A 25,010-nucleotide genomic window follows, 5' to 3' on the forward strand; every position below is an offset into this window, starting at 1 on the left:
TCATCGATGGATGCTTGATCACAACCATATTAGGATGTGGATATGAGGTAGGCGAACCGATACTAGTTCTTACAAAATGTTCGAATATCCTAAATAATGTCCAAATCCGGCTGCACTTCGGAAAAAAATTGCGGGAAGGCCGATGTATGGTCTGGACCGGTTACGGGTTCGGAAAGAGTTCAAGGGGGAGAAAGAATGGCTATTTTAAAAGCTGGTAATATAGTGAAGGTGTATGGAGCATCGAGTGGAGAAGGTTCAACGATTGCTTTGGATGGGATCAGTCTAACAATTAAAGAAGGTGAGTTTGTTGCGATCATGGGGCCCTCAGGCAGCGGGAAGACAACTTTACTAAATATCCTTAGCGGAATCGATCAACCTACATCAGGTGAGGTATCGATTGCCGGACAGGAAATTAGCGAGAAGTCAGGAGATGAACTCGCTCTGTTTCGTCGTAAACAACTCGGTTTTGTATTTCAGGATTTCAATCTATTAGATAGTTTGACGGTTAAAGAGAATATGATGCTGCCAATGGTGCTTGAAAAGAAGTCAGCAGGTGAAATGGAATCGAAAGTACAGGAGCTGGCTCAACTTTTCGAAATACAAGCTACGCTGGATAAATACCCCTACAACATATCCGGAGGCCAGCAGCAGCGAACTGCGGTCAGCCGGGCGCTTGTCAATGAGCCTGCCATCATTTTTGCCGATGAGCCTACGGGAAATCTCGATTCAAAAGCTTCTGCGGTCATTATGGAATGCTTTGAAAAAATTGTCAAGGAGCTTACAACAACGGTCCTGCTTGTGACGCATGATGTTTTTGCAGCGAGTTATTGTCAAAAGGTTGTTTTTATCAAAGACGGAGTAATTCATTCGAGTATTGTGAAAAAAGGGAGCAGGAAGGAGTTCCTGGATCGCATTATGGATAATCTTGCCGTCTTGGGAGGAAGATCCTATGACATTTAATCAAATTGTCTGGAAGATGGCAAAGGTAGAATATAAAAAATATATCTTTTATTACTTATGCAACAGTTTTGCAGTGATGTTCTTCTTTATGTTTTCGACTGTCTATTTTAACCGCAGGGTTGAGCAAGGGAAGAAATTGGAGAGCCTTCAGGATGCTCTTTCTATTCCTGGTGCTGCACTGATCATTTTTACTATCTTCTTCATCAGTTATGCACACAACGTTTTTATAAAACAGAGAAGAAGTGAGTTCGGGCTGTTCATGACTCTGGGCATGGCAAAAAGAGACATAGCAAAATTACTGCTCCTTGAAAATGGTGTGATTGCCATGCTATCCATTCTCTCCGGTATTCTTGCTGGTACAGTATTCTCCAGGCTATTTTTCATGCTGTTAATGGACCTGATTGAACTAAAGGAAGTTCCATTTCATTTCTCTGTTAAAATGTTCATTTTCTCAATTGGAGCTTTTCTTGCAGTATTTTTGCTGGCCGTCGGAAAATCATTGTTCCAGACGCTAAGAAGCAGCCTGGTCTTAAGCATGAAAAGCAACAGATTTGCGGAGAGTATTAAAATGAGAAGCCCTTTCCTGGGAGCATTTGGCCTGATAATTATGATCGGTTCGTTATTCATGCTGTATTTTACCTTTGAGGAATCTTCAGGGGCATTCCTTCCGCTTTGGACAATGGCGATGTTTTTAGGTCTATATATTTCCCTTAGCCAATCTGGCAGCTTCCTTCTCTCTTTAGCGAAAAAATTCCCAGGATTTTATTATCGCAGATTGCTGTTCCTGAGCAGCCTAGAATATAAATTCAAACAACTGACATCGATTATTATGCTTTTGACTGTGATGATCATGATCACCATTCTCTATAGCACGCTACTATTGACATTTTACAAAGCTTCGGAAAAGGATGCTGTAAATAACAACCCGTATGACGTGGCATTTTTACAGTCAGAAACGAAGAACACTATTTCAGTTGCAGAACTTGAAGAGACATTTGAACTGAAAGAGCATTTAGAGATCCCCATCTTCAATTACTATGAAAAGTTAATATATGTTGATGGATATCAAACTTATCAATTTATGGCACTAGAGGACTTCAATAAATTGACATCACAAAGGCCAAACCTAAAAGATAATCAATTTCTGTTCTATTTAAATTCTGAACCTGAATACGCTCATACTGATATTGCTGAATCCATTAAACTTTCGATTCAGGGTGAAGAGAAGACTTTTACAATGAAGAATAAGGTGATTGAGAGAAATATTAATCTGCTGCCTAAGACATACGAATTTATTGTTGTGGATTCTGAAGTTTTGGAGGCATTAAGGCAAAGTCCTGATGGCTACGAATTGAAGCTTCAATTAATGAACGTAGCAGACTGGAAAGTGAGCGAAAAGTCGGTTGAACAATTAAAACGGCAATTCCTGGCTGGGAATCGAGAAACATCTCCAATGGATTACCCTGATATGCCCTATACTGCCGAAGAAGATTTATTCCGTGTTGCTTCTAAAATCGGGGACTATCAAACAAACCAAACTACTAACGGAATAATGTTTTATGTTACCTCATTCCTAAGCATCATGTTCTTTTTTGGCACCTTTGTACTGTTATATCTAAATCTATTTTCCGAAATGGATACAGAAAAAATGAAGTATCAGAAACTAAATAAAATAGGGATGTCATCGAATGAAATCAAGCAAAATGTTACAAGAGAATTGGCGACTATATTTTTCGTACCAACTATACTAGGAACAACGCTGGCCTTTTTGTACCTGGCAATCTTGTCATCAGATGTCGGAGGAATAATGAAAAATCCTGATATCTTGATGCACTTCCTGCAAATAGTCGGAATTTACGTGATGAGCCAATTGGTATCCTTCTTTTACGCGAGGAAAAAGATGTTGTTTCAGTTGATAAATTAGATCATAAGAGCTGCTTTCCAAAGATGTATGGACCTTATTTTTCTACCCTACTAGACTGATGTATTACTTTAGCTTGATTCTCTTCGAATTTTTAATAATATGGTAAATTTGTTTAGTAAAATGACAAAACAAACAGGGTTAGCTTAAATATACAGGTATATGTCCATTTAGTGCGTATGATTCGGCCCCTTCACGAAAGTTAATAGATATTTCGAGTGCGAGGAGGTGGTGAAAAGTCTAAAAAACCCCAGTTAATAGACATTTTGCAAGAGTTAAAGGGATGAAATGTCTAAGAAACCTCCGTTAATAGACATTTTGCAAGAGTTAAAGGAGTAAAATGTCTAAGAAACAAGCCAATACACATTTCGGAAGAGTTAAGGAGTGAAAATGATTAAAAAACCACTGTTAATAGACATTTCACTAGCCATGACTGAGTGAATTGGTTAAAAACGTGTGATTGTACAGGTTGCTGCCACATAAGTATTAGGGTGTGGACGGAGTTACGAAGGGAGAATTAAAATCTCAACTCTGATAAAGAGTTGGGATTTTTTAGTGGTTTTTTAAAAGGATTCTATATGATAGAAAGCGAATTGATTATAGGTTACTAATTTTTTAATAGGGATAACGGTGTTGAAAATGGAGCAAGCAACTGAACATATTAGAGCAGTTTCGAAAACAATAGAATATATGAAAGAAAACATCAATGAAGAACTTACGTCGGATAAACTGGCAGCGATTGCAGGCTACAGTCCTTATCATTTTTCACGGGTGTTCAAGGAAGTCACTGGCGTTTCTCCCAGGCATTATCTTTCAGCATTAAGAATTGAAGCAGGGAAGGAGATGCTGATGGAACCATCCTCGCATTCCATTCTAAAGACATTGCTTGATATTGGCTTTCATAGTCTGGGGACATTCAGTTCAAAATTCAAGCAATTTGTAGGTCAGTCACCAAAGCAATTTCAAAAAAATGCCATCAAGCTCCATCGGTTGATGAATGAGTTAGATGAAAGGGAGGTTACGATTCCTGATGGAGTAAAACTGCCTGCCGTCCGTTGCAGGATAGAAGCTCCTGAGGACTTTAAGGGACTTATTTTTGTAGGATTATTTCCCCGCCCAATTCCCGACCAGGCACCCGTTGCAGGTACAGCTTTAAGGCAAAAACATAGAGAGTTCACTTTTTTTAGAGTTCCAACCGGTACATATTACGCATTGGCTGCAGCGATTCCCTGGAGCCTGGACCCCCGGGACTACTTTCTGCTGTCCAAGAGTTTGCGAGGAAAGGCTGAAGAGTCTTTCAATATCTCAGCTAGCAGCAAGATAGATGTGCATATTAAACTTAGGGAGCCAATGCCTTATGACCCTCCGATATTAATCAATTTGCCAAGTCTCTTATTTGAAAAAGATAGCAAACTAGAAGAAAAATAACAGATTAGAGTGTGTTAATTTTATGAAAAAGGAGTGTTGGTAAATGCTAAACAAAGTTGCGTATTAACGATAAAGGTTGAGGACATGGAAAAAGCCCTTCAATTCTACACTAAAGTCTTGGATTTTGAAGTATCAAAGCACTATGGGGAAAATATCGTTTCATTAGTACATAATGAGATCCCGATTGTACTGGAAAAGTGTGACGAAGCTACTTCAGCTGGAGGGCAAAAGGTACTGTTAGGCATACTCTCTGACAACCTTGATGAAGATGTGAATCGTCTGCGTGAAAAGGGGGCAAAGATTCTGTTTGATGAATCCATGCCGTGCCCGCCAGGAAGATACAACATGATTGAGGATCCATTCGGCAATCAGCTGGAGCTCGTTGAGTTTTCTAATTTTCAATAGGGGGACAAGTTTATGGAGAATATTTTGGCAGAAGTAAAACAAGAAATAACCGTCAATGTGCCTGTTGAATTAATTTGGCATGCCTGGACAATATCAAACCGGGTTGCCCTGTGGTTTGCGCAAGAAACGAATATTGAAGCTAAAGTTGGCGGGGCGTACGAGCTATATTTTATTCCAGGTAATAGAACGGGTATGAATACGAAAGGATGCAAGGTACTGAAGCTTGACCCTTTTCAAAAGCTGGTTTTTGACTGGAAGGGACCTGATCAGTTCAGTTCACTGATGAATGAGGGAGAAACATTGACAATCGTTTCAGTGAATTTTGAAAAAGTAGAGGGCAATATGACAAAGGTGACCGTACGTCACACAGGTTTCAAAAATGGGGATGCATGGACTGATGCAATTAAGTGGCATGAAATGGCCTGGTCGGGAGTTTTAACAAGCCTGAAAAATGCCTTGGAAACAGGCAAAGGCGAATTATGCTGCCAGCCGTAATAGAGAAGAAGCACCACCAAAAAATTATGGGTGGTGCTTTCTTTTTACTCCGCAGGTTTCTCGCCGTTCGCTATATCAGCTGCATATGGAATGATTCCTTCGGCTTCTGTACCGAATGTATCGATTTGCTGTGAGTGTAGGACGGTACCGTCTTTATCAAGAACAGCGAATCCTCTGACCGATATTGGAGACTCAGGGTCCAACAGGTTTACCTTCTTGATCAGCTTCAAATCCTTGTCCGATATAACGGGATATTCCAGGCCTAGTTCTTCTTTCATCGCTTTATGTTCCTTAACAGACGAAGCGCTTACTGCATAGATGTTTCCTGGAAATTGACTGAATGATTCTTTTCGGTTTTGCAGCTCGACCAGCTGCGATTTACAGAAGTCTCAACCAACTCCGGTAAAAAAGAAAACGAGCGCAGGCTCTTCCATATTCTCAAATGATACTTCCTCACCGTTCTCATCTGGCAGGGAAAGGCCTTTTGATTCGGAATTTTCCTCTGAACAGCCGCTGATCAAAGCACCGACCATCAATAGCATTAATAAAAAGATCGATTTTCGCATGGGTGCACCTCCTTATGTACGGTAATAAGTATATCGTTTTTTGTTGAAAAGTCATTATATCATTTATGAAGGTTTTGTTTCGAGTGAGGGGCTTTTGATCGCGAAGCAGCACATGCGGCACTATTCGAAGAAGCGATCTTGCCCCCAAAAGTATTGGAAAACAAGAAAGCTCAACAAACAGGCGATCATGTTAATATGTATTTTGTCTTTTCACTGTGAGGTCTTGCCAAGAATGAATTAAGTTTTGCCAAATAAGCAAACCGAAAGAATAATTTTATTGAACCCTCTGAATCGTTGGATTTGAAGGGTTTTTGCTTACTCTTGGAAGATTGTTTGTAGCAGTCCACCATTCAATGGGACGCCCGAAGTAAGCCATGAAGTGTTAAACTTTTTCCTAAATAAAGGATATTTTCATATTGTTATAGAAGTAATTCTGTAAAATAAAGCCGAAAAGGAGTCAGCATGAAAAAAGGTAAATTTCTGTTCCTTGTCGGACTGTTCACATACATGGCCGGCATCCATTTGTCCACGATATGGGTTGCAGCAGGCGCAGCTATTGGTATATCAGGTGGTCTGATCATGGGAATCAGTACATATTATTTAGCAATGAAAAATTGATTAACCAAATCGACTCTCTATAGCTCATCACAATTTCTCATAATGTTCTTTGAACACCTTAAAGAGTCTTTCATCGCCGCCACGGTCGGGATGAAGGGCTTTGAGTATCTTTTTGAATTCTTTTCTGAGTGAATGAGCATTGCTATTCTGTTTCAACCCAAGCAATTGCTCAAGTTCAGAGGTGGTCGCACCCGATGCCTCTATATGGGCATTGAGCATTTTTTTCAATGTGCGAACCTTTGATTGTTCGATATGTAATCTTGTATTTAAAAAATCCAGCTGTTCGTTCAGTTTGTCATTTTCACGACGAGACTGTTCCAATAGGTCCGTATTTTTCTTGATAACAAATTCTGCGAGATTATTGGGATTTATTTTATTAGATTCAGCGGATAAAAATCCTGTATCGATCAAGGTTTGGATTTCCTGTTCAGTCGTTTCCAGCCCATATGAAGTTAATTGTTCTGCAGCTTCTTTGATTGTCAGCATCTATTTCACTCTCTTATCTTAAAAATAATCAGACAAATCTATCATACCATTGATTTTTTTCAGAAAAAGAACAGAAGTATGACAATGTATTACATCTAGGTGCTTTTAAAAGGATAAAGGGGGCCGAGTAAGAATGTCATTTACCTTATCGGAAGTAATTGAAGTATTAGAACGGACACCAAAAGTATTGGAGCAATATTTAGTTGGTTTATCAAGCGACTGGCTAAAATCCAATGAAGGGGAAGGGACCTGGAATCCCTCGGAGGTCGTTGGCCATCTGATTGATGGTGAGAAATATAACTGGATTCATAGACTGGAGTTAATGTTAAGCGATACAAGTGATAAAACATTCCCCGTATTTGACCGGTTTTCTCATTTACAGCAGTACAATGAATGGTCAATCGAAGAAAAGATTCGTGAATTCAGTTCTTTAAGGGCGGAAAGTATTGCAAAACTTAAAGAGTTAATCAAAGATGAGAGCCAGCTTGAAAGAGAGGGAATTCATCCTGAGTATGGAGAAGTGAAAGTGCGCGAATTGGTATCTACCTGGGCCGTTCATGACTTAACTCATATTTCGCAGATTACCAGAGTGTTGGCAAAGAGGTATGATGAGGAAGTAGGTCCATGGAAGAGTTATTTAGGTATCTTGAAATAGTAATAAGAAAAATCGGCAACCCTCTTTAACATGGATTGGGTTGCTTTTTTTATGGCCACTCATCCTTGCTGGAATTTAAGGAAGGAAATGTAAACATATAAACAGAATATAGACTTAACTAAAATAGATTGGCAGGTTCTTATATGCTGAAATCCTACTGGAAGTATTTGCTTTACCTACTTGACCATAAAATGAATGTTCTTGTTGAATGTTGGATAGAGGGACTATACATACAGGGGATAACTCACGATCTATCAAAATTTTCTCCTAAAGAATTTTTTCCTTATGCGAGGAAGTTCTTTTCTGGAAGAAAACTAAGCGAGGAAGATGAATTAAGATGGCGTTATGCCTGGCTGAATCACCAACATCAGAACAAACATCACTGGGAATATTGGGTTGTAGACCACAATAAAAAACTGGCATTGCCAATGCCACGTAAATATTTACTGGAGATGGTCTGTGATTGGCGGTCGTTTTCAAGAAAGTGGGGAAGGAAGGTAAAGCCAGGTACTCTGGACCTTATCGATAAGGCCATCCTTCACCCCGACACAAAGAAAGAACTTGAAGTCATCATGCGTCATAAAAGAGATAGTACATAGACTTCTATGCCGTAAACCGAATAACAAGAAAGAATTCTATAGAGGTGAACAAAAATGATTCGTGAAGCTGAAGGTACTGATCAAATGCAAATTTATGGGTTATATAAAATGTTGGTGCCAAACAGTAAGAAAATGCGTGTCCTTGAAGACCAGATAGAAACTATGAAGAGGGATCCATACAACTTTTTGTTAGTATACGAGGAAGAAGGAGAAATATTAGGAACACTAACATTGAATATTTGTCTACAGGCTTTGCACGAGTCAAGGCCTTACGCAATAGTAGAAAATATCGTGGTTCATGAGAACTGCAGGAGTAGGAAAATTGGCGAGAAACTTCTACAATATGTGGAGAAATATTGTAGATCAATCGATTGCCATCGGATTATGCTTCTAAGTAATTCTAAACGAGAAAAAGCCCATCGCTTCTTTGAAAAAATGGCTACAGCGGCTCAGTAAGCAGGGGATTTAAGAAATATTTATAATGGTACCCATTTGTGGGAGTTTTACACGGATCGAGGAATTCATACTGCAAAGGACCTATTTATTAATATATAAAACTTCTAATCGGGTAAAATACAGAAAATAATGTTAAAATCTAAATTAGTAACAGGTCATAACATCTAGTAATTAACCAAATCGTTTTTGAAGAATAACGGAGGGACTAAATGTTAACAAATCATTTGGATTTTAGACTCGAACCAAGGATTAGGGAACTGTATGAAGAGCACAAAATGCGGGCGGAAAAAATAGATTGGGGGTATCATGAATTTTTACCATGGGACAAGGCTATGGACTTTAAAAGGGTTCCATGGGATGAAAGCCAGGTAACGCTGCCGCCATCGGTCATAACTGCGATTGAAACTGCGCTATTGACTGAAGTGAATTTACCGTGGTTTACGTCCTATCTGGATCAGACTTTCAAAGGATCATTGTCGGTCATCAAGGATTTTGTCCATACCTGGACTGCGGAAGAGGATCAGCATTCAAATTTGCTAGAAACTTATCTTTTGATTACCAGGAATGTTGAGCCTATGAGGCTGCATCAGTTACATAAAATGACGCTTGAGAATGGCTGGGATCCTGATTTTCATACTCCATTTGAAACGATGGTTTACACATCGATGCAAGAGCTCGCAACAATGGTGTTTTACAATAACGTAGCTAAAGTGGCAGGAGCACATGACAGGGAATTAGCCACATTGCTTCGCAGACTTGCTAAGGATGAAACCTTGCATTATGCGTTCTACCGCGAAGTTATTAAGTATCATCTGGAGCTTGAACCTAATTATTGCTACTACCTGGGGAATGTCATCATGAATTTCCAAATGCCGGGAGCTGTAATGCCTGATTTCGATAATCGAATGTCAATCATCGCGAAAGAGGCGAATTACGGACCGCTTGAATATTTCGATCAAGTCCTGGATGTGATCATTGATTACTGGGACATCGAAAATTTAAGGCCGATAGCGCCGGAGGCAGAAAAAGCAAGACTGGATATTTTGAATTATCATGCCCGTCTGAAACGAGTACGGGATCGGTTTTATAAGAATAAGTAAAAAAATCAGCGGGCAGCCCGCTGATTTTTCTTTGAGTAGGGATGTCGAGAATACACCCTTTTTAGCTTTAATGAATTCCTCATCCAGATTTGAGTTGCTTCGGTAGATTTCCATTATCGGTTTCAGTATGAGTTCAAATCTATTTTAGTGTGGATTTTCCTATTACACACTTATAAAGCAATGCTGCCATCCGGCAATACGGCATGTACACCTTTTACACCGTTTACTACTTGTGTAACTCGCAGATCGACAGTGACACTGGCCAGCGCCAGAGCTTGTGATTTTTCTATTTTATAAAGCATGCTGATCAATTCAACCATTTCGTCCAGTGCTTGAGCAGCTGCCTGATTTAAATCTTCATTAAAACCAAATGTTATCCATCCAGCAGGTGTCTTTGCCCTTGGAATAGCCAGCTGCATATCATCTCTTAAAGTTAACGTAATATCGACTAAATCCATCGGGCACTCGATTGCTGTGCCAGAAACTTCTCCGTCTCCCTGTGCGGCATGGCCGTCCCCGATTGAAAATAAAGCTCCGTCAACAGAAATCGGCAGGTACAAGGTACTGCCTCTTTTTAGCTCCTTGCAGTCGATATTACCGCCGCAATAGCGGGGAGGAGAGGTGTGGTGTACGCCATGTTCTGCTGGTGCTACTCCCATTAGTCCTATGAAAGGATTAAGCGCGACATTCACAGGACGGGAACCAACTTCAACACTCGCAGTCATCGTATCCCGGTTTAATTCCCAGTCAAGGCGAATTCTCTCAAATCCCGTCAAACCGACTGCGTCATTTTGCCAGGTTTTTTTGCCACCTGCCCAGTTCGTTCCATACCAGCCTGGCACAACATCGTTCAACTTCACTTCCAGCACCATTCCTGGCTTTGCTCCTTTCACTTCAATGGGACCCACCATCGGGTGCAGGGGAGTTTCTTCATTTACAGCAGATTGGAAAAACTCTCTCTCGATTCCTTTGGATGCTGAATATCCCCATTCAATATCGGGAGTCTGCATGCGGATTGAATCTCCGGATTGGACTGTAAGGATTGGTTTATATTCATTGCTGAAAGAACCATGCAGGTTTTGGGACTTCAATTCGATTCTGTGGATCATGTTCGCCACTCCTTATGCGATCTCATTTTTTACTATCTCAGCTTTGGGCTTTCTTTTAAAAAGCTTTGAGTTCGTTCCAATATAAACTCCTGATAATACGAGAGCTGCTCCGATTGCATGAGCGGCAGTGAAATTTTCACCTAAAAACAAGGTAGCCATTATGACCGCAGATACCGGCATTACATTGATGAAAATGGATGCCTTCGCGGCGCCAACTTCTTTGATTCCGTTGTAATACATGACGAATGACACGACCGTAACCAAAACGCTCATATGGATAATCGCAACCCAGGTTGTACTTGATGCCTGCTGAACATCCTGCCACGATGTTTCTGTCAGGGCGAAAGGCAGTAAAAAGAGAGTACCGAATGCTACTGCATAGGTAGTCGACTCCACCGAACTGAACTTCTTTAGTACAATTTTACCCACTACACTGTAAAGAGCCCAGCTTACAACCGCACCCATCAAAACAAAATCAATGGGCTCGAATCCAAGTTTAATTAAATTCATCAGATGTCCTTCGGTGATGATGAAAAAGGCACCTGAAAGGGCTATTGCCAAACCAATCACGTTGTTGCGGGTGATGGTTTCTTTTAAAAATAAAGCTGACAAAAGCACGATCAGCACCGGGTTGGAAGCAATGAACAGAGAGCTTTTGATAACTGGTGCATGTTTGCTGGCCAGGAAAAAGAAGATATTATACAATGCGATCCCTGTAAGGCCTAGAACGGCAAATAAGCTGATATCTTTCCAGTTCGGTTTTTGACGGTTTTTCTCCATCACGAACATAAGAGGAAATAAGAGGATGGCAGCCCCAAAAAAACGGAAAAAAGCGACTGTGGCCGGTTCGAAGCTTTGGACCGCGTATTTTCCGGCAATGAATGCACTGCCCCATGTTGACGTGGCAAATGTCAACATCCCATATGTAAGCCATAATTTTTTGTTCATTATATTCCCTTCTTTATGAATGATTTAAATAGTATTGTAGCATTTTTTTCGATAAGCGAAATAAAAATTTAGTAAGTTCTGAAACTTTTTTTTACCAGCTTAAGACAGATTTGGTGCGAAAAGAGGAAAAGCTGTCAAAAGAAAGCCCAACTTATGACAGTTTTGGCGGGAAAAGAACAAAAGCTGTCAGAAGAAAGCCCAACTTGAGACAGCTTTGGTGCGAACAGGGGAAAAGCTGTCAGAAGTAAGTCCAACTTAAGACAGTTTTGGCGCGAATAGAGGAAAAGCTGTCAGAAGTAAGTCCAACTTAAGACAGTTTTGGCGGAAAAAGATGAAAAGCTGTCAAAAGAAAGCCCAACTTAAGACAGCTTTGGTGCGAACAGATGAAAAGCTGTCAAAGAAAGCCCAACTTAAGACAGTTTTGGCGGGAGAAGAGGAAAAGCTGTCAGAAGTAAGTCCAGCTTAAGACAGATTTGGCGCGAATAGAGGAAAAGCTGTCAAAAGAAAGCCCAACTTAAGACGGCTTTGGTGCGAACAGATGAAAAGCTGACAAAAGAAAGCCCAACTTAAGACAGATTTGGCGGGATAAGAAGAAAAGCTGTCAGAAGTAAGTGTAAGTATGCAAAAGGAACATATGAACTCGAAGATTGGATGGAGTCGGATTTGGAGAGGTTCTTGAATCAGACGATTACCAACACAATTAAATAAATGCAATAACGAAACAGAGGCATGAGGCCTCTGTTTTTTATTCGTTAAATAACCTTGGGTCTCCAAAGTTGAGGCTAAATTCGCCTGGTGCAATACCCACTGGGCTTTTTTATAGTTCTTTTTGTATTGTCAAATGGGTTATGTCCGTATGATTCTTAAACATTTTACCTATCAATTAAGGTTTGGCTTAGGAAGAAATAACCATTTTTCGGCCTCGTTCACCTCTAGCCAGGGGATTACATTATGGAAATAATTAGAAAGTTATAGTCTTTGCATGTTACAAAATAGGTTTACACTCTATAAGGATTATTTTAAAAATTTCCCAACAACAACTAATTAATCATTTTCTGAATATTCAGTTTTATAGTACTAAGATTCGACAAAACAGCCAGCCACAAAAGGCTATGGTTGATTTAGCACCTATTTTCACATAGAGTGTGCGACGAAAGGAGGGCAGGAAAGAAGTTCAAAGGAAAAATACTTAGGAGGTAAATGGATGAAACGTAAAAAAAGCCGATTATTATCCGTACTTCTATCAACTGCACTTGTTGTACCATTGCTGCTTCAGCCACAGATCCAGACAGCTGCAGCAACCAACGGAGTCAGTGCTTCTGCAAAGGATGCTGTCCAGAATGCAGAACAAAAAGTGAACAAAAAGCTTTATACGCAGTTTGAGAATCAAGATAAAGTTACGTTCCTGGTAAAAATGAAAGAGCAGGTTAACACCAAGGCTGTTGCTAAAGAGGCTGAGAAGAAAGCCAGCCAGCAAAAAGCTACTCCTGCAAAAACTAAATCAATAAAGCGTTCTACAATTGTATCAGAGCTAAAAGCAAAGGCAAAGGAAACACAGTTCGATGTGATAGAATTCCTTAAGGAGCAAGAAAAAAACGGCGGAGCTAAGGATATTCATTCTTACCATGTCGTGAATGCGATTGCGGTAACAGGTACGAGAGAGGTAATGGATAAAGTGGCTGCTTTCGCCGAAGTCGATAAGATCCTTCCTAATGAAACAAGACAGTTGTTCATACCGGAAAAATCAGCTGTCGCTGTAGAAGATCCCGCAGCTAAAACAAGTTCGATTGAATGGAATATAGACCGTGTTGGAGCACCTGCGGTCTGGGAAATGGGGATTGATGGCAGCGGAATTACCGTAGCTTCGATCGATACAGGTGTTCAATGGAATCACCCTGCATTGCAGGAAAAATACCGGGGCTATGACTCAGCTACTGGGCAGCCGTCACATGAAAACCACTGGTTTGATGCTGTTGCGGGCCAATCTGCACCATATGATGACCATGGACATGGCACGCATGTTACTGGCACGATGGTAGGCTCCGAGCCTGATGGTGGAAATGTCATCGGAGTTGCTCCAGGAGCAAAATGGATTGCTGTAAAAGCATTCACAGCCTCTGGAGGTACAGATGTTGACTTGCTGGAAGCTGGTGAGTGGATCCTTGCTCCAAACGGGAACCCTGATTTAGCTCCAGATGTTGTCAACAACTCATGGGGCGGCGGACCTGGATTGGATGAATGGTATCGCCCAATGGTTCAAGCATGGAGAGCAGCTGAGATTTTCCCAGAATTCTCTGCCGGGAATACGACTTTCAGCAATCCAGGAGGGCCAGGTTCCGTTGCAAACCCTGCCAATTATCCGGAATCAGTCGCAACAGGAGCGACAGACATCAATAATAATTTGGGAAGCTTTTCACTCTTAGGCCCATCACCATATGGCGAAATCAAGCCTGAACTAACCGCACCGGGAGTCAATATCCGCTCATCTGTTCCAGGCAGCGGATATGAAGGAGGCTGGAACGGGACGTCAATGGCTGGACCGCATGTTTCAGCAGCAATTGCTCTATTGCTGCAGGCAAATTCCAGTCTGACTGTTGATGATCTTGAGGAGATTCTATTAACGACGGCACTGCCATTAACAGACAATGCTTATCCTGAATCACCTAATAATGGCTATGGTTCTGGATTGTTAAACGTATTTGATGCGGTTTCCTCGGTGGTTTCTGGTCTGGGGAAATTAAAAGGACAGGTAACAAAGGATGGAGACGACAGTGAAGCACCGGTGTTGGAGCATTCCCAACCTGCCACGGTTTTCGCAGGAATGCCACTGACTTTAGAGGCTTCAGCTGCCGACAACATCAGTGTAACAAATGTTGAAGTGGAATATCAATTGGAGGATGGATCGTGGACTACTGTTTCAGCCGTACGTACTGGCGGAGATTATAAAAATGGAACGTATCAGGCCAATATACCTGGTGAAGCGGTCTCCGGTAACGAGTTCGTATACAAATGGAGAGCAGTGGACTTCGGAGGGAATGAAACGGTAAGTGAATTTACCGTGACAGTCTTGCCTGGAATCACTGTAGGCTATGAACAGAATTTCGAAAACGATGCTTCTGGCTGGACCTCTTATGGAGACGCCAACAGCTGGGAGTGGGGAACGCCGACAAGTGGTCCTGGCTCTGCTTTTTCAGGCGAGAAGGTCTATGGAACGGCTCTAGGTGGAACGTATCAAAACCGGGCGAACATGTCATTGCAAATGCCGCCGATCGATTTACCGGAAGGCAGCAGCTACCTGCAGTTCAAGCAATGGTATAACCTGGAGAGAAATTATGACTACGGCCATGTATTTGTCTCCACCGATGCTGTTAACTGGGTGCAAAAACTGCGCGTGAATAATCTTTCTAATGGCTGGATCGATGGTGAAGTGGATTTAAGTGAATATGCTGGCCAAAGAATTTATGTCGCCTTTAATGTAACAACTGACGGCAGTGTGGTCAGGGATGGCTGGTATCTGGATGATGTAGTATTAACAGATACTCCGCTTGCCGCGCCTGTTAAGGCAAATATATCTGTAGATAATGACGATACGAAGGCTAGCCTGAAAGAGGATGTCGATCCAAATAAAATCCAGATGGCAGTGCCTAAACAGCCAAAGGCAGACAATTCAGCAAGTCTGATGGCATTGCCTATGCAGGCTTCAGTGACAGTTGTTGAATCAGGCCGTTCCGTAAAAACCAACCCTGCAAATGGCAGTTTCGAACTGACACATGCAGCCGGTACCTTCACGGTAGTAGCAGAAGCTTATGGTTTTCGTCCACAGACTCAAACAGTTGAAATTGAGCAGGATGGAGAGGCAACGGCAAACTTCACTCTCGAGGAATTGCCAAAAGGCACATTGACTGGTTCGATCACGAACAAAGCTACAGGTGAACCTGTTGAGGGTGCTACCGTTTACTTGCTGGAAGATGCGAACATTTCACCAGTGGCAACAGATGAAAATGGTCAATACTCGTTGACTGCATATGAAGGGGAATATACTGTAAAAGTAATTGCTCCTCATTTTTACAGTCAGGAGGCAAGCGTTACTCTTGACGGCGATGTTGAACAAAACTTCGAAATCAAGCCGTTCATTGGTTATCCTGGTGAAATCGGCTATGATGATGGCAGCGCTGAGAATGCGCGTGCATTCTATGACGCTGGCAATGGCTGGGCTGTAAAAATGTCATTGGCAGAAGGTAATGACAAAGCATTAGTTACTGGCGGACTGTTCCGATTCTGGGATACAGAATGGCCAGTTCCGGGCGGTACGGATTTCAAAGTGGAAGTATACGATGCAAGCGGCACTGACGGTGCACCAGGAAAGAAGCTGGCGGGACCAATTGATGCTACTGCATTAAGAAACGGTGAATGGACACATGTTGATTTAAGCAGCCATGGAATCGTGGTAGAAGGAGATTTCTACCTTGTTTACATCCAGGCAGGAATCAACACAGCCTCACCAGGCCTGGCAACTGATGAAAACGGTGAAAATGCATTAAGAAGCTGGCAAATGGTCGGCGGAAGCTGGTCGCCTTCTCCAGAGGATGAAGGAAACTATATGATTCGTGCGGTGGTTGATTATGAAGTGACAGCACCAAGCATCGCTTCCCCTGCAGATGGTTCTTTTACAAATGAAGGTACTGTAACAGTAGAAGGATCGGCAGCACCAACAACGACCGTCCATATCTATAATGATGGCGAAGAGGTTGCGACGACAGCTGCAAACGATGATGGCTCCTATGCTGTAGAAGTAACTCTCAATGAAGGTACGAATGTACTGACAGCCAAAGCCTCGACAGGGCAGGGAATTACTGATCCATCAGAACCAGTAACAGTGGTTTTTGATCCGCATGCACCTGAGTTGTCGATTACCTCACCTGCTGATGGAAGCAAATACAATAAAGAAACTGTAACGGTTACCGGCGCAATTGCAGATGCCAACCTTGATGCTGTCACGGTTAATGGATCAGCAGCTACGGTTGAGAACGGAACCTATTCAGCAAGGATCATGCTTGATGAGGGTATAAACGAAATCAAGGTAATTGCGAAGGATAAAGCAGGAAACGTCACTGAAGAGTCTGTAAATATCGATGTGAAATACACGGCTCCAGTGATATCAGACTTAAAACCAGATCAGGATCAAACATTGAAGAAAGGGGAAAGTTTAAAAATCGAGTTCACAAGTGAAGCGAACCTGGATGCAACTTTCGCAATCCACATGCCGTTAACGAGCGATTCTCAGACAACGAATGCGACAGAGCTTCCAATGAGTGAAGTTTCACCAGGATACTATGTGGGATACTATACAGCCACTAAGGATGTTGTCGCAGACGGAGCCATCGTTGAGGTCAAGGCAGTAGACTCCTATGGCAACGAAACAAGGAAAACAGCAGATGGCAAGCTGATCATCAATGTGAAGAAAAAAGGCAAGAAATAGCGTTTTATCTATAGGAGGAGCCTTTCGCTTTTAAGCGAAAGGTTCTTTTTGAGAAAATCTTAAAACGGTTAGGAAAAGGATGAATCTTAACTCTTCTCTTCGAAAAAGGGCATATCCTGGAGTATTCTCCGGCAGTATGAAACTGAAGATGAAAAGGTAAGACTTCTATATCATTCACTGGGATCGGATGGTAATATTATAGATAAGGAGGGATTTTATGGGATTATTGGTGCTCCTTATTGTCCTGATCGGAACCATTGTCTGGCTTATGAAATTCTTATTAAGAAAAGCTCTCAACATTCCTAAGGTTAAAAGGAAGGTATTTTCCTATAATCATATAAATAAAACTCATCGAAACTTTGAGTGGATTTTGCGGATTACAACGCTGATTGCTTATTTAATTTTATTTTATCAATTAATATATGAAAATTTCTCGGTGGATCTTTTTCTGCTGATAATGACATTGCTGTTCACTGCACAAAGTTTTCTGCGAGCTTACTTCGAGTGGAAAGCTTCTGATCAGCCTAAAGAGTCCATCCTTTCCATTGCGGAGGGAGTCCTCCTGATTGGATTCGTCCTGCTTATAATCCAATTTGATGTTCTCTACAGTCTCGCCCCATAATTTACCTTACAGGAAGTACATTTATTTCATGGGGGGAAAGGAATGATGCGTAATGGTTAAGAATAAGAAATATTTGATCCTGGCCATGCTCTTTTTCTTTATTTCGATAGCACTGAACTTTCCGTTTCCTCATGAATATCCTCGTGGCCAGGAAAAATCAGTAGCTTTAGGGTTTCCAATTAACACCATGGATGGAGTCAGTTATATTGGAATCTCTGGCCTTGTTTTATTTATCATCAGTCTGTTTTTTCTGGGGAAGTCGCTCAAAATATACCACAAGCGTATGATATTAATTGCTATAGTATTAGTTGTCTTCCTGCCTCTTGAAATGATAAATGCCTACCAAAAAACGTTTGCGACAGGTATTTACGCCGTCGAGTATGAAAGAGGAGAGAGTTTTTACCGTTTTGAAATGAAAGATGATACAACACTATACGCCGTCTGCCATCTCCCATTTGAAAATCACAGCAATCAGACAGTCCAATTCAACGTTGAATTCTATGAAAAATACCTGTTCGAAGATGACTACCCGATTTTGTCTCTCATGAATGAAGGAGAACCATACGAGGTCACCCTCCTTGGAAAAGAGAGACAAATGGTCAGAATAGAGACTGAAATCGATTTATCCAAGTTAGGAAGAGACTCTTTGAGCGCCGAAGGCTGGGGAATCAATTTAATGATTGTCGATGGGGAAAAAGTCAGGAAGCTATGAGTACAGTCTCCTTATATTATAGAAAAATAAAAAAACTGCAGGGAAGACTTATTTTGAAGCGTTAAATAGCGCTTCTTTTTTCTTGATGAGGTTTTTAATAGGTGTTTTCCCTTATATCTGCTTCGAGAAAATGTCTAAGATTCTCCAAAAGTTTGTGGACTTTTAGACAAAAATGTATATAGATAAATGACTCTGTACTGTTTAATGTAAAGTTGTACATACAATCTAAATTTCATTGTGCAATAGTTACCAGATGTCATGAATAACACCATGCTTCTGGTGTCAGCTTGCTCGGCCAATGCTTATCTGCATGATCTGTTTTTTAAAGTCAGTGGAGGAGATACAGCTTTTCATGAACCTTAAGGGAAAGTTGATAGAAGGAGGAGAATGAGTTGGGAAAAGTTCTTATAATAGGTGGAACCACATTCGATTCGATCATTCATCTGGATAAACTTCCAGAACCGGTGCCTCAAACGATCCACTATGCAGCTTTTACTGAGACAGTGGGTTCTACTGGTGCGGGCAAAGCATTGAACCTTTCGAAATTAAATGTGCCTGTAACACTACATTCTATAATCGGGAATGATGAATATGGGTCGGAAATCCGTAAGAAACTGGATGAGGGCGGTGTCGATTTTGTTTATGACCATGATCCTCGGGGGACAGAGAGACATATCAATTTGATGAGTCCGCAGGGAGAAAGGATATCGATATTTGTTACCCAGTCTTCATCTGAATTGCATCTTAACTTGCACAGGATCGAGCAGCTAATTAAAGAGGCTGATTTGGTTGTTTTGAATATCATCGAGTATACCAAGCAGTTAATCCCGATGATAAAAAAATATAATAAGCCTGTGTGGACCGATTTACACGACTATAATCCCGGCAACCTTTATCATGAGGATTTTATCGAAATCGCAGATTATATCTTTGTCAGCTCTGATAATATGCCTGATTATAAACCTATGATGGAGAAGTGGATATCCATTGGCAAACACCTGGTTGTCTGTACACACGGAAAGAATGGGACGACAGCTCTGACAAGTGATCAGGAATGGCTGGAAAGTTCGATTATTAACGAGTATGTATACAAAGATGGTAACGGCGCAGGTGACAGCTTTTTTTCAGGCTTCTTATTCGGGTTTTTAAAGGGTAAATCAACTGAAGAATCGCTTAAACTAGGAACAATTTGTGCCGGACTTTGTATCACCTCCAAGGAAGTAGCATACGAGGAATTGAATCCTCATTTACTTGATGAAGAGTATGAAAAATATTTCGGTTAACCTGGTGTTATGTTCCTTGTATGGGGGAAAATATCTTCACCATACCAAGGGAGTGATAGAATGTTTGTCGATGGAAAAATTATTTCGGGTGAATTTGATTCATCCATAAATGAATTTTCTTTGCAGCGGGTGAAAAGCTTTGAGACGCAATCCATTTTCAAAGAGTGCCAGATGGAATCTGTCTATAATTATTTGAAGAAACACGAAAACGATCCTGATGGCCAAATCATCACACTTTATGATCAAATGCCGGTCCGGTTGACCCAATCGGAGATTAGTCAATTGCTAAGCGACCTTGAAAGAGTAAAGTTGCTTTACCAATGAAAGCAGGTCTATGAGACTTGCTTTTTCTATTTGCCCACAGGAATATCTACTATTTTTCACGAATAGATACAAGTGAATTTATTATTAGAATTTATGTTAAGTTAGAGAGGAAGAAGTCTTATTCATCCAAAAATAAAACCATTAGTCGGAGGGCTGATACCAGGGATCGTCCTTGGATTATTTTTGAAATTCATCCAATCTATCACAAGCCTGAAAGTGTATACCTTATTGCTGAATGTTGATTATATACCCTTTCTAAAGGAGTTAAAATTATCAGAAGTAGTTGAGTTTGGTTTGCATATGGTGATATCAATTATGCTGGCCTTCGTTATGAACTTTTACATCAGTAGAAAGAAATTTGGAAAAGAAGCAATCCATCGATTTGTTATTAGAGTTAGCTTAATAGTTGGTTTGCTGCTATACCCAACGACACTTCTTTCGGATCGGACACCTTCAATAACAAATGCATATGCCTTTGCTGTCTGGATGGCAGGGCACTGGATTTATGGCTTGGTTTTAGGACGAGTCTTAACAATTAAGGAAGGAGATAGGGTTTGAAAAAGAAAAACTTTTATATATTATCAATCGCTATTTTAATTTTACTTATATATGGAGTTGCCAAATGGGACGATTATCGTGAAAAGAATTTAGTGTCTTTGCTAGATACAAGCAAAATTGAAAAAATCTATTACAACCAGCTTCCGATAATGGATGAAAAGGCAGCATATAATCGTCAAATAACGGAAACGGCTTCAATTCTGGAGCTCATTCATTTCTTAAGTCAATATAATTTGAAAAAAGTCGGTGACCGTGATTTTGTTTCTGAATATCCAGATGAACAATTCCAATTCCAATTGGAATATAAAGATGAGAGAATCACCATGCCTTCATTAATCGAAAAGGATATTCTATTACACGATCTGTATCAATATCACATTACCAATGGGCCTGTGGATTATGAATGGCTGGAATGGTTTTTAGAAAAACATGGAGAAGAAGTATAAAAAGCAGTTAATTATCCATTTATTTGAAACCTAATCCCTGCTGAAACGTATTTTATGTAACAACCAATCTTCTGGAGGTACGTAATGAAAAAGATGCTAATTGTACTGTCAATGACGATTATCGCTTTTTTAACAGGCTGCAGTGAAGAGGAACAGCAGTTAAAAGGATTGGTCTCGGATAAAGAAGGTATTTATGGCTTATACGTCGTTGGTGATGAGGGAGTAGATGGAACCAGGTTAGCGAATGAGGGCGTTGATGAATCGAAAGTTCATATGATTTATCATCCAAAATCGCTGGAAGCAGCTCAAGATTCCTTCTCGACAGCCGGGATTGAAAAAGAACCTGCATATGTAGTTCTGGATAATAATGGAATAGCATTAAAAACTTATGATTATGATGAATTGGTGGAGTTTCTTAAGGCAAATATCGGCAAGTGATACTCAAATAATTAACTACCTATTATGTTGGTCATTATGATTGTATTTTTTTACCATAGACCAAACAACGGATGAAACCAGTAATACAAGGGTTACTTTAATTAAGGAAATATGCTCAATTAAAGGTGTATGATTGGAGCGATTTGCCGAGAAAATTGACCACCATCTTGGCTCTGAGAAGGTGATGGTCGATACAGTAAACCAAATGATGATTAATAAGAAGATTGACAGCCAATACAATTTCACAAGTTTCACCTCGTTAAAAGCTCAGGGTATTGAGCTTTTTTATTGCCCGAAGAGGGGTTTTCCCTGGGATATCGGTAATTAAACCTTTATAAATAACAATAAGAAATTGGGCGAGCTTTATTATAGATAAATAACCTCCGCCCAATCCATTAAGATTCTGATCTATTGTTTCTTATCCGCTTCTCTAATAACTTCCATATAAAAAATAATCGCCTTCATATAGTTATCGATACTAATATGCTCATTCGTGCCATGCATCCTGTTTAGGTCCTCTGATGTCAGCTGCACTGGCAGGAATCTATAGGTGTTTTCGGCTATGCTGTCGTAATGCTTTGCATCGGAACCAGCGAACATCAGATAAGGAGCTATGACTGCTTCATCGTATACATTCCTGGCGCTTTGCTGGATTGTTTTGAAATGCCAGCTGTCAACATCAGATACTCCCGAAGCCTCTGACCCTTGTATTGTCACTTTGATTTCATCGTCGCCAATCGTTTCTTCAATGTATTCCTTGACTTCCTTCAATGAATCACCAGGCATAAGGCGAAGGTTGACAATGGCCAAGGCTTTTTCTGGAAGGGCGTTATACTGCTCGCCAGCTTGGAAAATCGTTGGAGCAATCGTTGTCCTGATCAGCGCGGCAGACGCGGGCTGCTGCAAGAGGATTTTTTCAATCACTGGCTCGAATACGAATTTATTGGCAAACACATATTTCATGCCAAAGCTCATTTCAGGTGCGACAAACTCAAATAATTCTTCACCAGGTCCCTGGAGATCCGCCGGGAATTGAGTTTCTTCCAGCTTGGCAATCGCACCGGCAATCCTGCCAATATTCGTTCGGTTTTTTGGCTGTGATGAATGGCCGCCGCTTCCTTCAATTGACAGCTCTGCAGTCGCAGAACCTTTTTCAGAAACACCGACAACGCCGACGGGCTTATTGACACCCGGAACCATGTTCTCGACGATTGCGCCTCCTTCGTCTAAAACGAAATCAAACTTGATGCCTTTACCATTAAGAGTTTTCACAATCAAGGCGGCTCCTTCATCACCGCCGATTTCTTCATCATGTCCGAACATGAGATAGATATCGCGGGAAGGCTGATAATTTTCTTTGAGCAGGTGTTCTACAGCTTCAAGAATACCTATCACACCGATTTTGTCATCCAGTGTACCGCGACCCCAGATCTTTCCGTCTGCGACTGTCCCGCTGAATGGGGGATGCTCCCAGTAATCCTCCGTGCCTTCAAGGACGGGAACGACATCGTAATGGCTTGTCAAACCAATAGGAAGCTTCGTTGAGTCTGTTCCATTCCATTTATACACAAGCGCATGGCCATTCACTTTTTCAAGCTCAAGCTCTTCATGAACAATGGGAAAGCTCTCTTTTAAAAAGGAAATAAAACGATCGAATTCATCCAGGTCCATTTTGCTGCGGTCCTGGTAGGAAATAGTTTTAAATTGGACTGCCTTTGAAAGGGTATTAATCGCATGATCTTCTTGGATCGTACCGTTAAAGTAATCTGGTGAAGGCTGGCGAGATTCTAAGGTGAGGGCATTGAACATGGTGACAATGATGAAAACTAGGAGCAGACTGCCAATAATCATTAAGGAAAGCTTTAGTTTTTTCATAGACTTCTAGATAACCTCCATTCATTTTAAAAAACCTCTGGTTTCCCAGAGGTTGTTGATTAGGCAATTTCAGGTGCTTGAGGCTGCTGTTCTGGTTCTGGAACAAAGGCTAGAATAACCATTCCGATAACAAAAAGGATGACGAGGCTGAACACTCCCATGCTCGAATTTCCTGTCAGCTGTGCTGTCAGCCCCACCATAAGCGGTCCCATGATTGAAGCGAACTTTCCGAAGATATTATAGAAACCGAAGAACTCATTCGCATTGGCTTTCGGTACCAATTTTGCAAAATAAGAACGGCTTAAAGCCTGGATACCGCCCTGGGATGTGGCAACTAGCATTGCCAGGATCCAGAAGTCTGTCGTTGTTTCAAGGAAGTAAGCATAAATACATACAAAGATATAAACCGTAATTCCGACATAAAGCATTTTTTTGCCGGTAAAACGCTCGGATAATTTTCCGAATAAGATGGCGAATGGCCAGGCGACTACCTGGGTAGCAAAAAGGATGATTAATAGGTTAGTAGAGCTGATGCCTAAATCGGTTCCATAAGCTGTAGACATGGTAATAATCGTTCCGACACCGTCAATGTAGAAGAAATAAGCTAATAAGAATAAAAATAATGCCCTATATTTGCGGATTTCCTTAAAAGTTTTCCCTAAACGCCTAAAGCTTTGCAGCACCATTTGCGGCTCGCGTTCGATATAATGCTTTTGATGTACATTTTTAAACATGGGGATGGAGAAAAGTCCCCACCAAAGGGCGGTAATAATGAAAGCTGTCTGGCTAGCTAATGTCATAGAAATAGGAAGGACCTTTGTCTGGGCTAGAATAATGATTGCGATACTGATGATAAATGGGATCGTACTTCCGATGTAACCCATCCCGTATCCGCGTGCCGAAACTCTGTCCATCCGTTCATCTTTCGTGACATCAACGATAAAGGCGTCGTAAAAAACATTGGAACCTGTCGATCCTAACACAGCAAGGGTGTAGACAACCAAAAGCATCAGCCAGTTCCCGTTCGGCACGAAGGCAAGACCTGCTGTAAAGGTGATTCCTAACGTGAAGAATATAGTGAAGAAACGTTTTTTCATTCCTTGATAGTCCGCAATCGTTCCCAGGATCGGGCCAATCAATGCCAGAATAAAGGTAGCAATGGCTATTGTGTAACCCAAGTAGGCGGTCGAATTTGACAGGCTCACACCAGCCTCGGTAGCGGAAGCTTTGTAAAAGAGCGGGAATACAGCCGTCGAAATGATAATCGAATAAGCCGAGCTAGCCCAGTCATAACGGATCCAGCTGCTCTCTTCCTTCGTAAAACCTTTCATCTTTTTGCCCCCAATAAGAATATATTTTTGTAATACCGGCTCAACCCGATAATAAGTTTGTTGCAACCGGAATTAAATTCAACCTGACCGTAATTAAAACTGCAGCAACCGGAATTAAATTCAACACAACCGTAAATAAAACTATTGAAACCGGAAATAAAATTCAGCCCAACCTTTAATAGAAACTGTCTCAATA

The 25,010-nt window shown here is 41.1% G+C and carries 26 protein-coding genes and 1 pseudogene; 20 read left to right on the top strand and 7 right to left on the bottom strand.

All coding sequences use genetic code 11. The features are described 5' to 3' along the window. Positions 1-195 precede the first annotated feature (195 nt). From FOF60_RS11700 to FOF60_RS11720, 5 genes are all read left to right on the top strand, one after another. Entirely contained in the window at positions 196-960 is a 765-nt protein-coding gene (locus FOF60_RS11700) for an ABC transporter ATP-binding protein (RefSeq protein ID WP_192471177.1), read from the top strand. Then, entirely contained in the window at positions 950-2,884 is a 1,935-nt protein-coding gene (locus FOF60_RS11705; RefSeq protein WP_192471176.1) for an FtsX-like permease family protein, read from the top strand. The genes FOF60_RS11700 and FOF60_RS11705 overlap by 11 nt, the downstream gene beginning before the upstream one ends. Positions 2,885-3,520: 636 nt before the next feature. Then, positions 3,521-4,309, top strand: coding sequence for a helix-turn-helix domain-containing protein (locus FOF60_RS11710; RefSeq protein WP_192471234.1), 789 nt, complete (start codon positions 3,521-3,523; stop codon positions 4,307-4,309). 33 nt (positions 4,310-4,342) lie between these two features. Then, positions 4,343-4,714 carry a VOC family protein gene (locus FOF60_RS11715; RefSeq protein ID WP_264647681.1) on the top strand — a complete coding sequence of 124 codons (372 nt, stop codon included), beginning with the start codon at positions 4,343-4,345 and terminating at the stop codon, positions 4,712-4,714. 12 nt (positions 4,715-4,726) lie between these two features. Then, the gene (locus FOF60_RS11720; protein ID WP_192471174.1) at positions 4,727-5,209 is read left to right on the top strand and encodes an SRPBCC family protein; all 483 of its coding nucleotides are present in this window, start codon (positions 4,727-4,729) and stop codon (positions 5,207-5,209) included. Between the two features lie 44 nt (positions 5,210-5,253). On the opposite strand, the pseudogene FOF60_RS11725 reads toward FOF60_RS11720, so the two are convergent. Together FOF60_RS11725 and FOF60_RS11730 are read right to left on the bottom strand one after the other, a co-directional pair. Beyond that, positions 5,254-5,583: pseudogene (locus FOF60_RS11725) on the bottom strand (redoxin domain-containing protein); the annotation flags it as partial. Between the two features lie 15 nt (positions 5,584-5,598). Further along, positions 5,599-5,775, bottom strand: a complete 177-nt coding sequence (locus tag FOF60_RS11730) for a hypothetical protein (protein WP_192471173.1) — start codon at positions 5,773-5,775, stop codon at positions 5,599-5,601. Positions 5,776-6,237: 462 nt separating this feature from the next. Between FOF60_RS11730 and FOF60_RS11735 the strand changes: the two genes are divergently transcribed. After that, positions 6,238-6,393, top strand: a complete 156-nt coding sequence (locus FOF60_RS11735) for a hypothetical protein (RefSeq protein WP_192471172.1) — start codon at positions 6,238-6,240, stop codon at positions 6,391-6,393. 27 nt (positions 6,394-6,420) lie between these two features. Here the strand turns inward: FOF60_RS11735 and FOF60_RS11740 are convergent, their stop codons facing one another. Then, the gene (locus FOF60_RS11740) at positions 6,421-6,879 is read right to left on the bottom strand and encodes a J domain-containing protein (RefSeq protein ID WP_192471171.1); all 459 of its coding nucleotides are present in this window, start codon (positions 6,877-6,879) and stop codon (positions 6,421-6,423) included. A 133-nt stretch (positions 6,880-7,012) separates the two neighbouring features. Here FOF60_RS11740 and FOF60_RS11745 point away from each other — a divergent pair, with 133 nt between their 5' ends. From FOF60_RS11745 to FOF60_RS11760, 4 genes are all read left to right on the top strand, one after another. Beyond that, the gene (locus FOF60_RS11745; protein ID WP_192471170.1) at positions 7,013-7,534 is read left to right on the top strand and encodes a DinB family protein; all 522 of its coding nucleotides are present in this window, start codon (positions 7,013-7,015) and stop codon (positions 7,532-7,534) included. Positions 7,535-7,677: 143 nt separating this feature from the next. Then, complete coding sequence (locus FOF60_RS11750; protein WP_192471169.1) at positions 7,678-8,133, top strand: DUF5662 family protein; 456 nt, start codon at positions 7,678-7,680, stop codon at positions 8,131-8,133. 54 nt (positions 8,134-8,187) lie between these two features. Next, on the top strand, positions 8,188-8,589 hold the full coding sequence (locus FOF60_RS11755; protein WP_192471168.1) for a GNAT family N-acetyltransferase: 402 nt from the start codon (positions 8,188-8,190) through the stop codon (positions 8,587-8,589). A gap of 209 nt (positions 8,590-8,798) precedes the next feature. Beyond that, positions 8,799-9,689, top strand: a complete 891-nt coding sequence (locus FOF60_RS11760; RefSeq protein ID WP_192471167.1) for an acyl-ACP desaturase — start codon at positions 8,799-8,801, stop codon at positions 9,687-9,689. Between the two features lie 170 nt (positions 9,690-9,859). Here FOF60_RS11760 and FOF60_RS11765 read toward each other — a convergent pair whose 3' ends face one another. Together FOF60_RS11765 and FOF60_RS11770 are read right to left on the bottom strand one after the other, a co-directional pair. Next, on the bottom strand, positions 9,860-10,798 hold the full coding sequence (locus FOF60_RS11765; RefSeq protein ID WP_192471166.1) for an acetamidase/formamidase family protein: 939 nt from the start codon (positions 10,796-10,798) through the stop codon (positions 9,860-9,862). Positions 10,799-10,810: 12 nt separating this feature from the next. Beyond that, a complete protein-coding gene (locus FOF60_RS11770) occupies positions 10,811-11,746 on the bottom strand; it encodes a DMT family transporter (RefSeq protein ID WP_225650014.1) in 936 nt (311 codons plus the stop codon). Between the two features lie 331 nt (positions 11,747-12,077). Here FOF60_RS11770 and FOF60_RS11775 point away from each other — a divergent pair, with 331 nt between their 5' ends. The 10 genes from FOF60_RS11775 (at position 12,078) to FOF60_RS11820 (ending at position 21,936) form a co-directional block, all read left to right on the top strand. Further along, on the top strand, positions 12,078-12,212 hold the full coding sequence (locus FOF60_RS11775; protein ID WP_264647682.1) for a hypothetical protein: 135 nt from the start codon (positions 12,078-12,080) through the stop codon (positions 12,210-12,212). A gap of 738 nt (positions 12,213-12,950) precedes the next feature. Further along, positions 12,951-17,225, top strand: coding sequence for a S8 family peptidase (locus FOF60_RS11780; RefSeq protein WP_192471165.1), 4,275 nt, complete (start codon positions 12,951-12,953; stop codon positions 17,223-17,225). A 217-nt stretch (positions 17,226-17,442) separates the two neighbouring features. After that, positions 17,443-17,847, top strand: coding sequence for a DUF4181 domain-containing protein (locus FOF60_RS11785; protein WP_192471164.1), 405 nt, complete (start codon positions 17,443-17,445; stop codon positions 17,845-17,847). A 52-nt stretch (positions 17,848-17,899) separates the two neighbouring features. Further along, positions 17,900-18,559: a hypothetical protein gene (locus tag FOF60_RS11790; RefSeq protein WP_192471163.1), complete on the top strand. Its 660-nt coding sequence runs from the start codon at positions 17,900-17,902 to the stop codon at positions 18,557-18,559. Between the two features lie 392 nt (positions 18,560-18,951). After that, a complete protein-coding gene (locus FOF60_RS11795; protein WP_192471162.1) occupies positions 18,952-19,842 on the top strand; it encodes a carbohydrate kinase family protein in 891 nt (296 codons plus the stop codon). Between the two features lie 60 nt (positions 19,843-19,902). Beyond that, positions 19,903-20,166 carry a hypothetical protein gene (locus FOF60_RS11800; protein ID WP_192471161.1) on the top strand — a complete coding sequence of 88 codons (264 nt, stop codon included), beginning with the start codon at positions 19,903-19,905 and terminating at the stop codon, positions 20,164-20,166. Positions 20,167-20,394: 228 nt separating this feature from the next. Next, the gene (locus FOF60_RS11805; RefSeq protein WP_225650013.1) at positions 20,395-20,724 is read left to right on the top strand and encodes a hypothetical protein; all 330 of its coding nucleotides are present in this window, start codon (positions 20,395-20,397) and stop codon (positions 20,722-20,724) included. Then, complete coding sequence (locus tag FOF60_RS11810; RefSeq protein ID WP_192471160.1) at positions 20,721-21,170, top strand: hypothetical protein; 450 nt, start codon at positions 20,721-20,723, stop codon at positions 21,168-21,170. Before FOF60_RS11805 ends, FOF60_RS11810 begins: the two co-directional genes overlap by 4 nt. Before the next feature lie 84 nt (positions 21,171-21,254). Continuing rightward, positions 21,255-21,608, top strand: coding sequence for a hypothetical protein (locus tag FOF60_RS11815; RefSeq protein ID WP_192471159.1), 354 nt, complete (start codon positions 21,255-21,257; stop codon positions 21,606-21,608). Between the two features lie 133 nt (positions 21,609-21,741). Continuing rightward, the gene (locus tag FOF60_RS11820) at positions 21,742-21,936 is read left to right on the top strand and encodes a hypothetical protein (RefSeq protein ID WP_192471158.1); all 195 of its coding nucleotides are present in this window, start codon (positions 21,742-21,744) and stop codon (positions 21,934-21,936) included. Positions 21,937-22,016: 80 nt separating this feature from the next. On the opposite strand, the gene FOF60_RS11825 is transcribed toward FOF60_RS11820, so the two are convergent. Both FOF60_RS11825 and FOF60_RS11830 read right to left on the bottom strand, forming a co-directional pair. Further along, a complete protein-coding gene (locus FOF60_RS11825; RefSeq protein WP_192471157.1) occupies positions 22,017-23,483 on the bottom strand; it encodes a M20 family peptidase in 1,467 nt (488 codons plus the stop codon). A 59-nt stretch (positions 23,484-23,542) separates the two neighbouring features. Beyond that, complete coding sequence (locus FOF60_RS11830) at positions 23,543-24,814, bottom strand: MFS transporter (protein WP_192471156.1); 1,272 nt, start codon at positions 24,812-24,814, stop codon at positions 23,543-23,545. Between the last annotated feature and the right edge of the window lie 196 nt (positions 24,815-25,010).

This window comes from Mesobacillus jeotgali, assembly GCF_014856545.2.
Taxonomy (GTDB): domain Bacteria; phylum Bacillota; class Bacilli; order Bacillales; family Cytobacillaceae; genus Mesobacillus.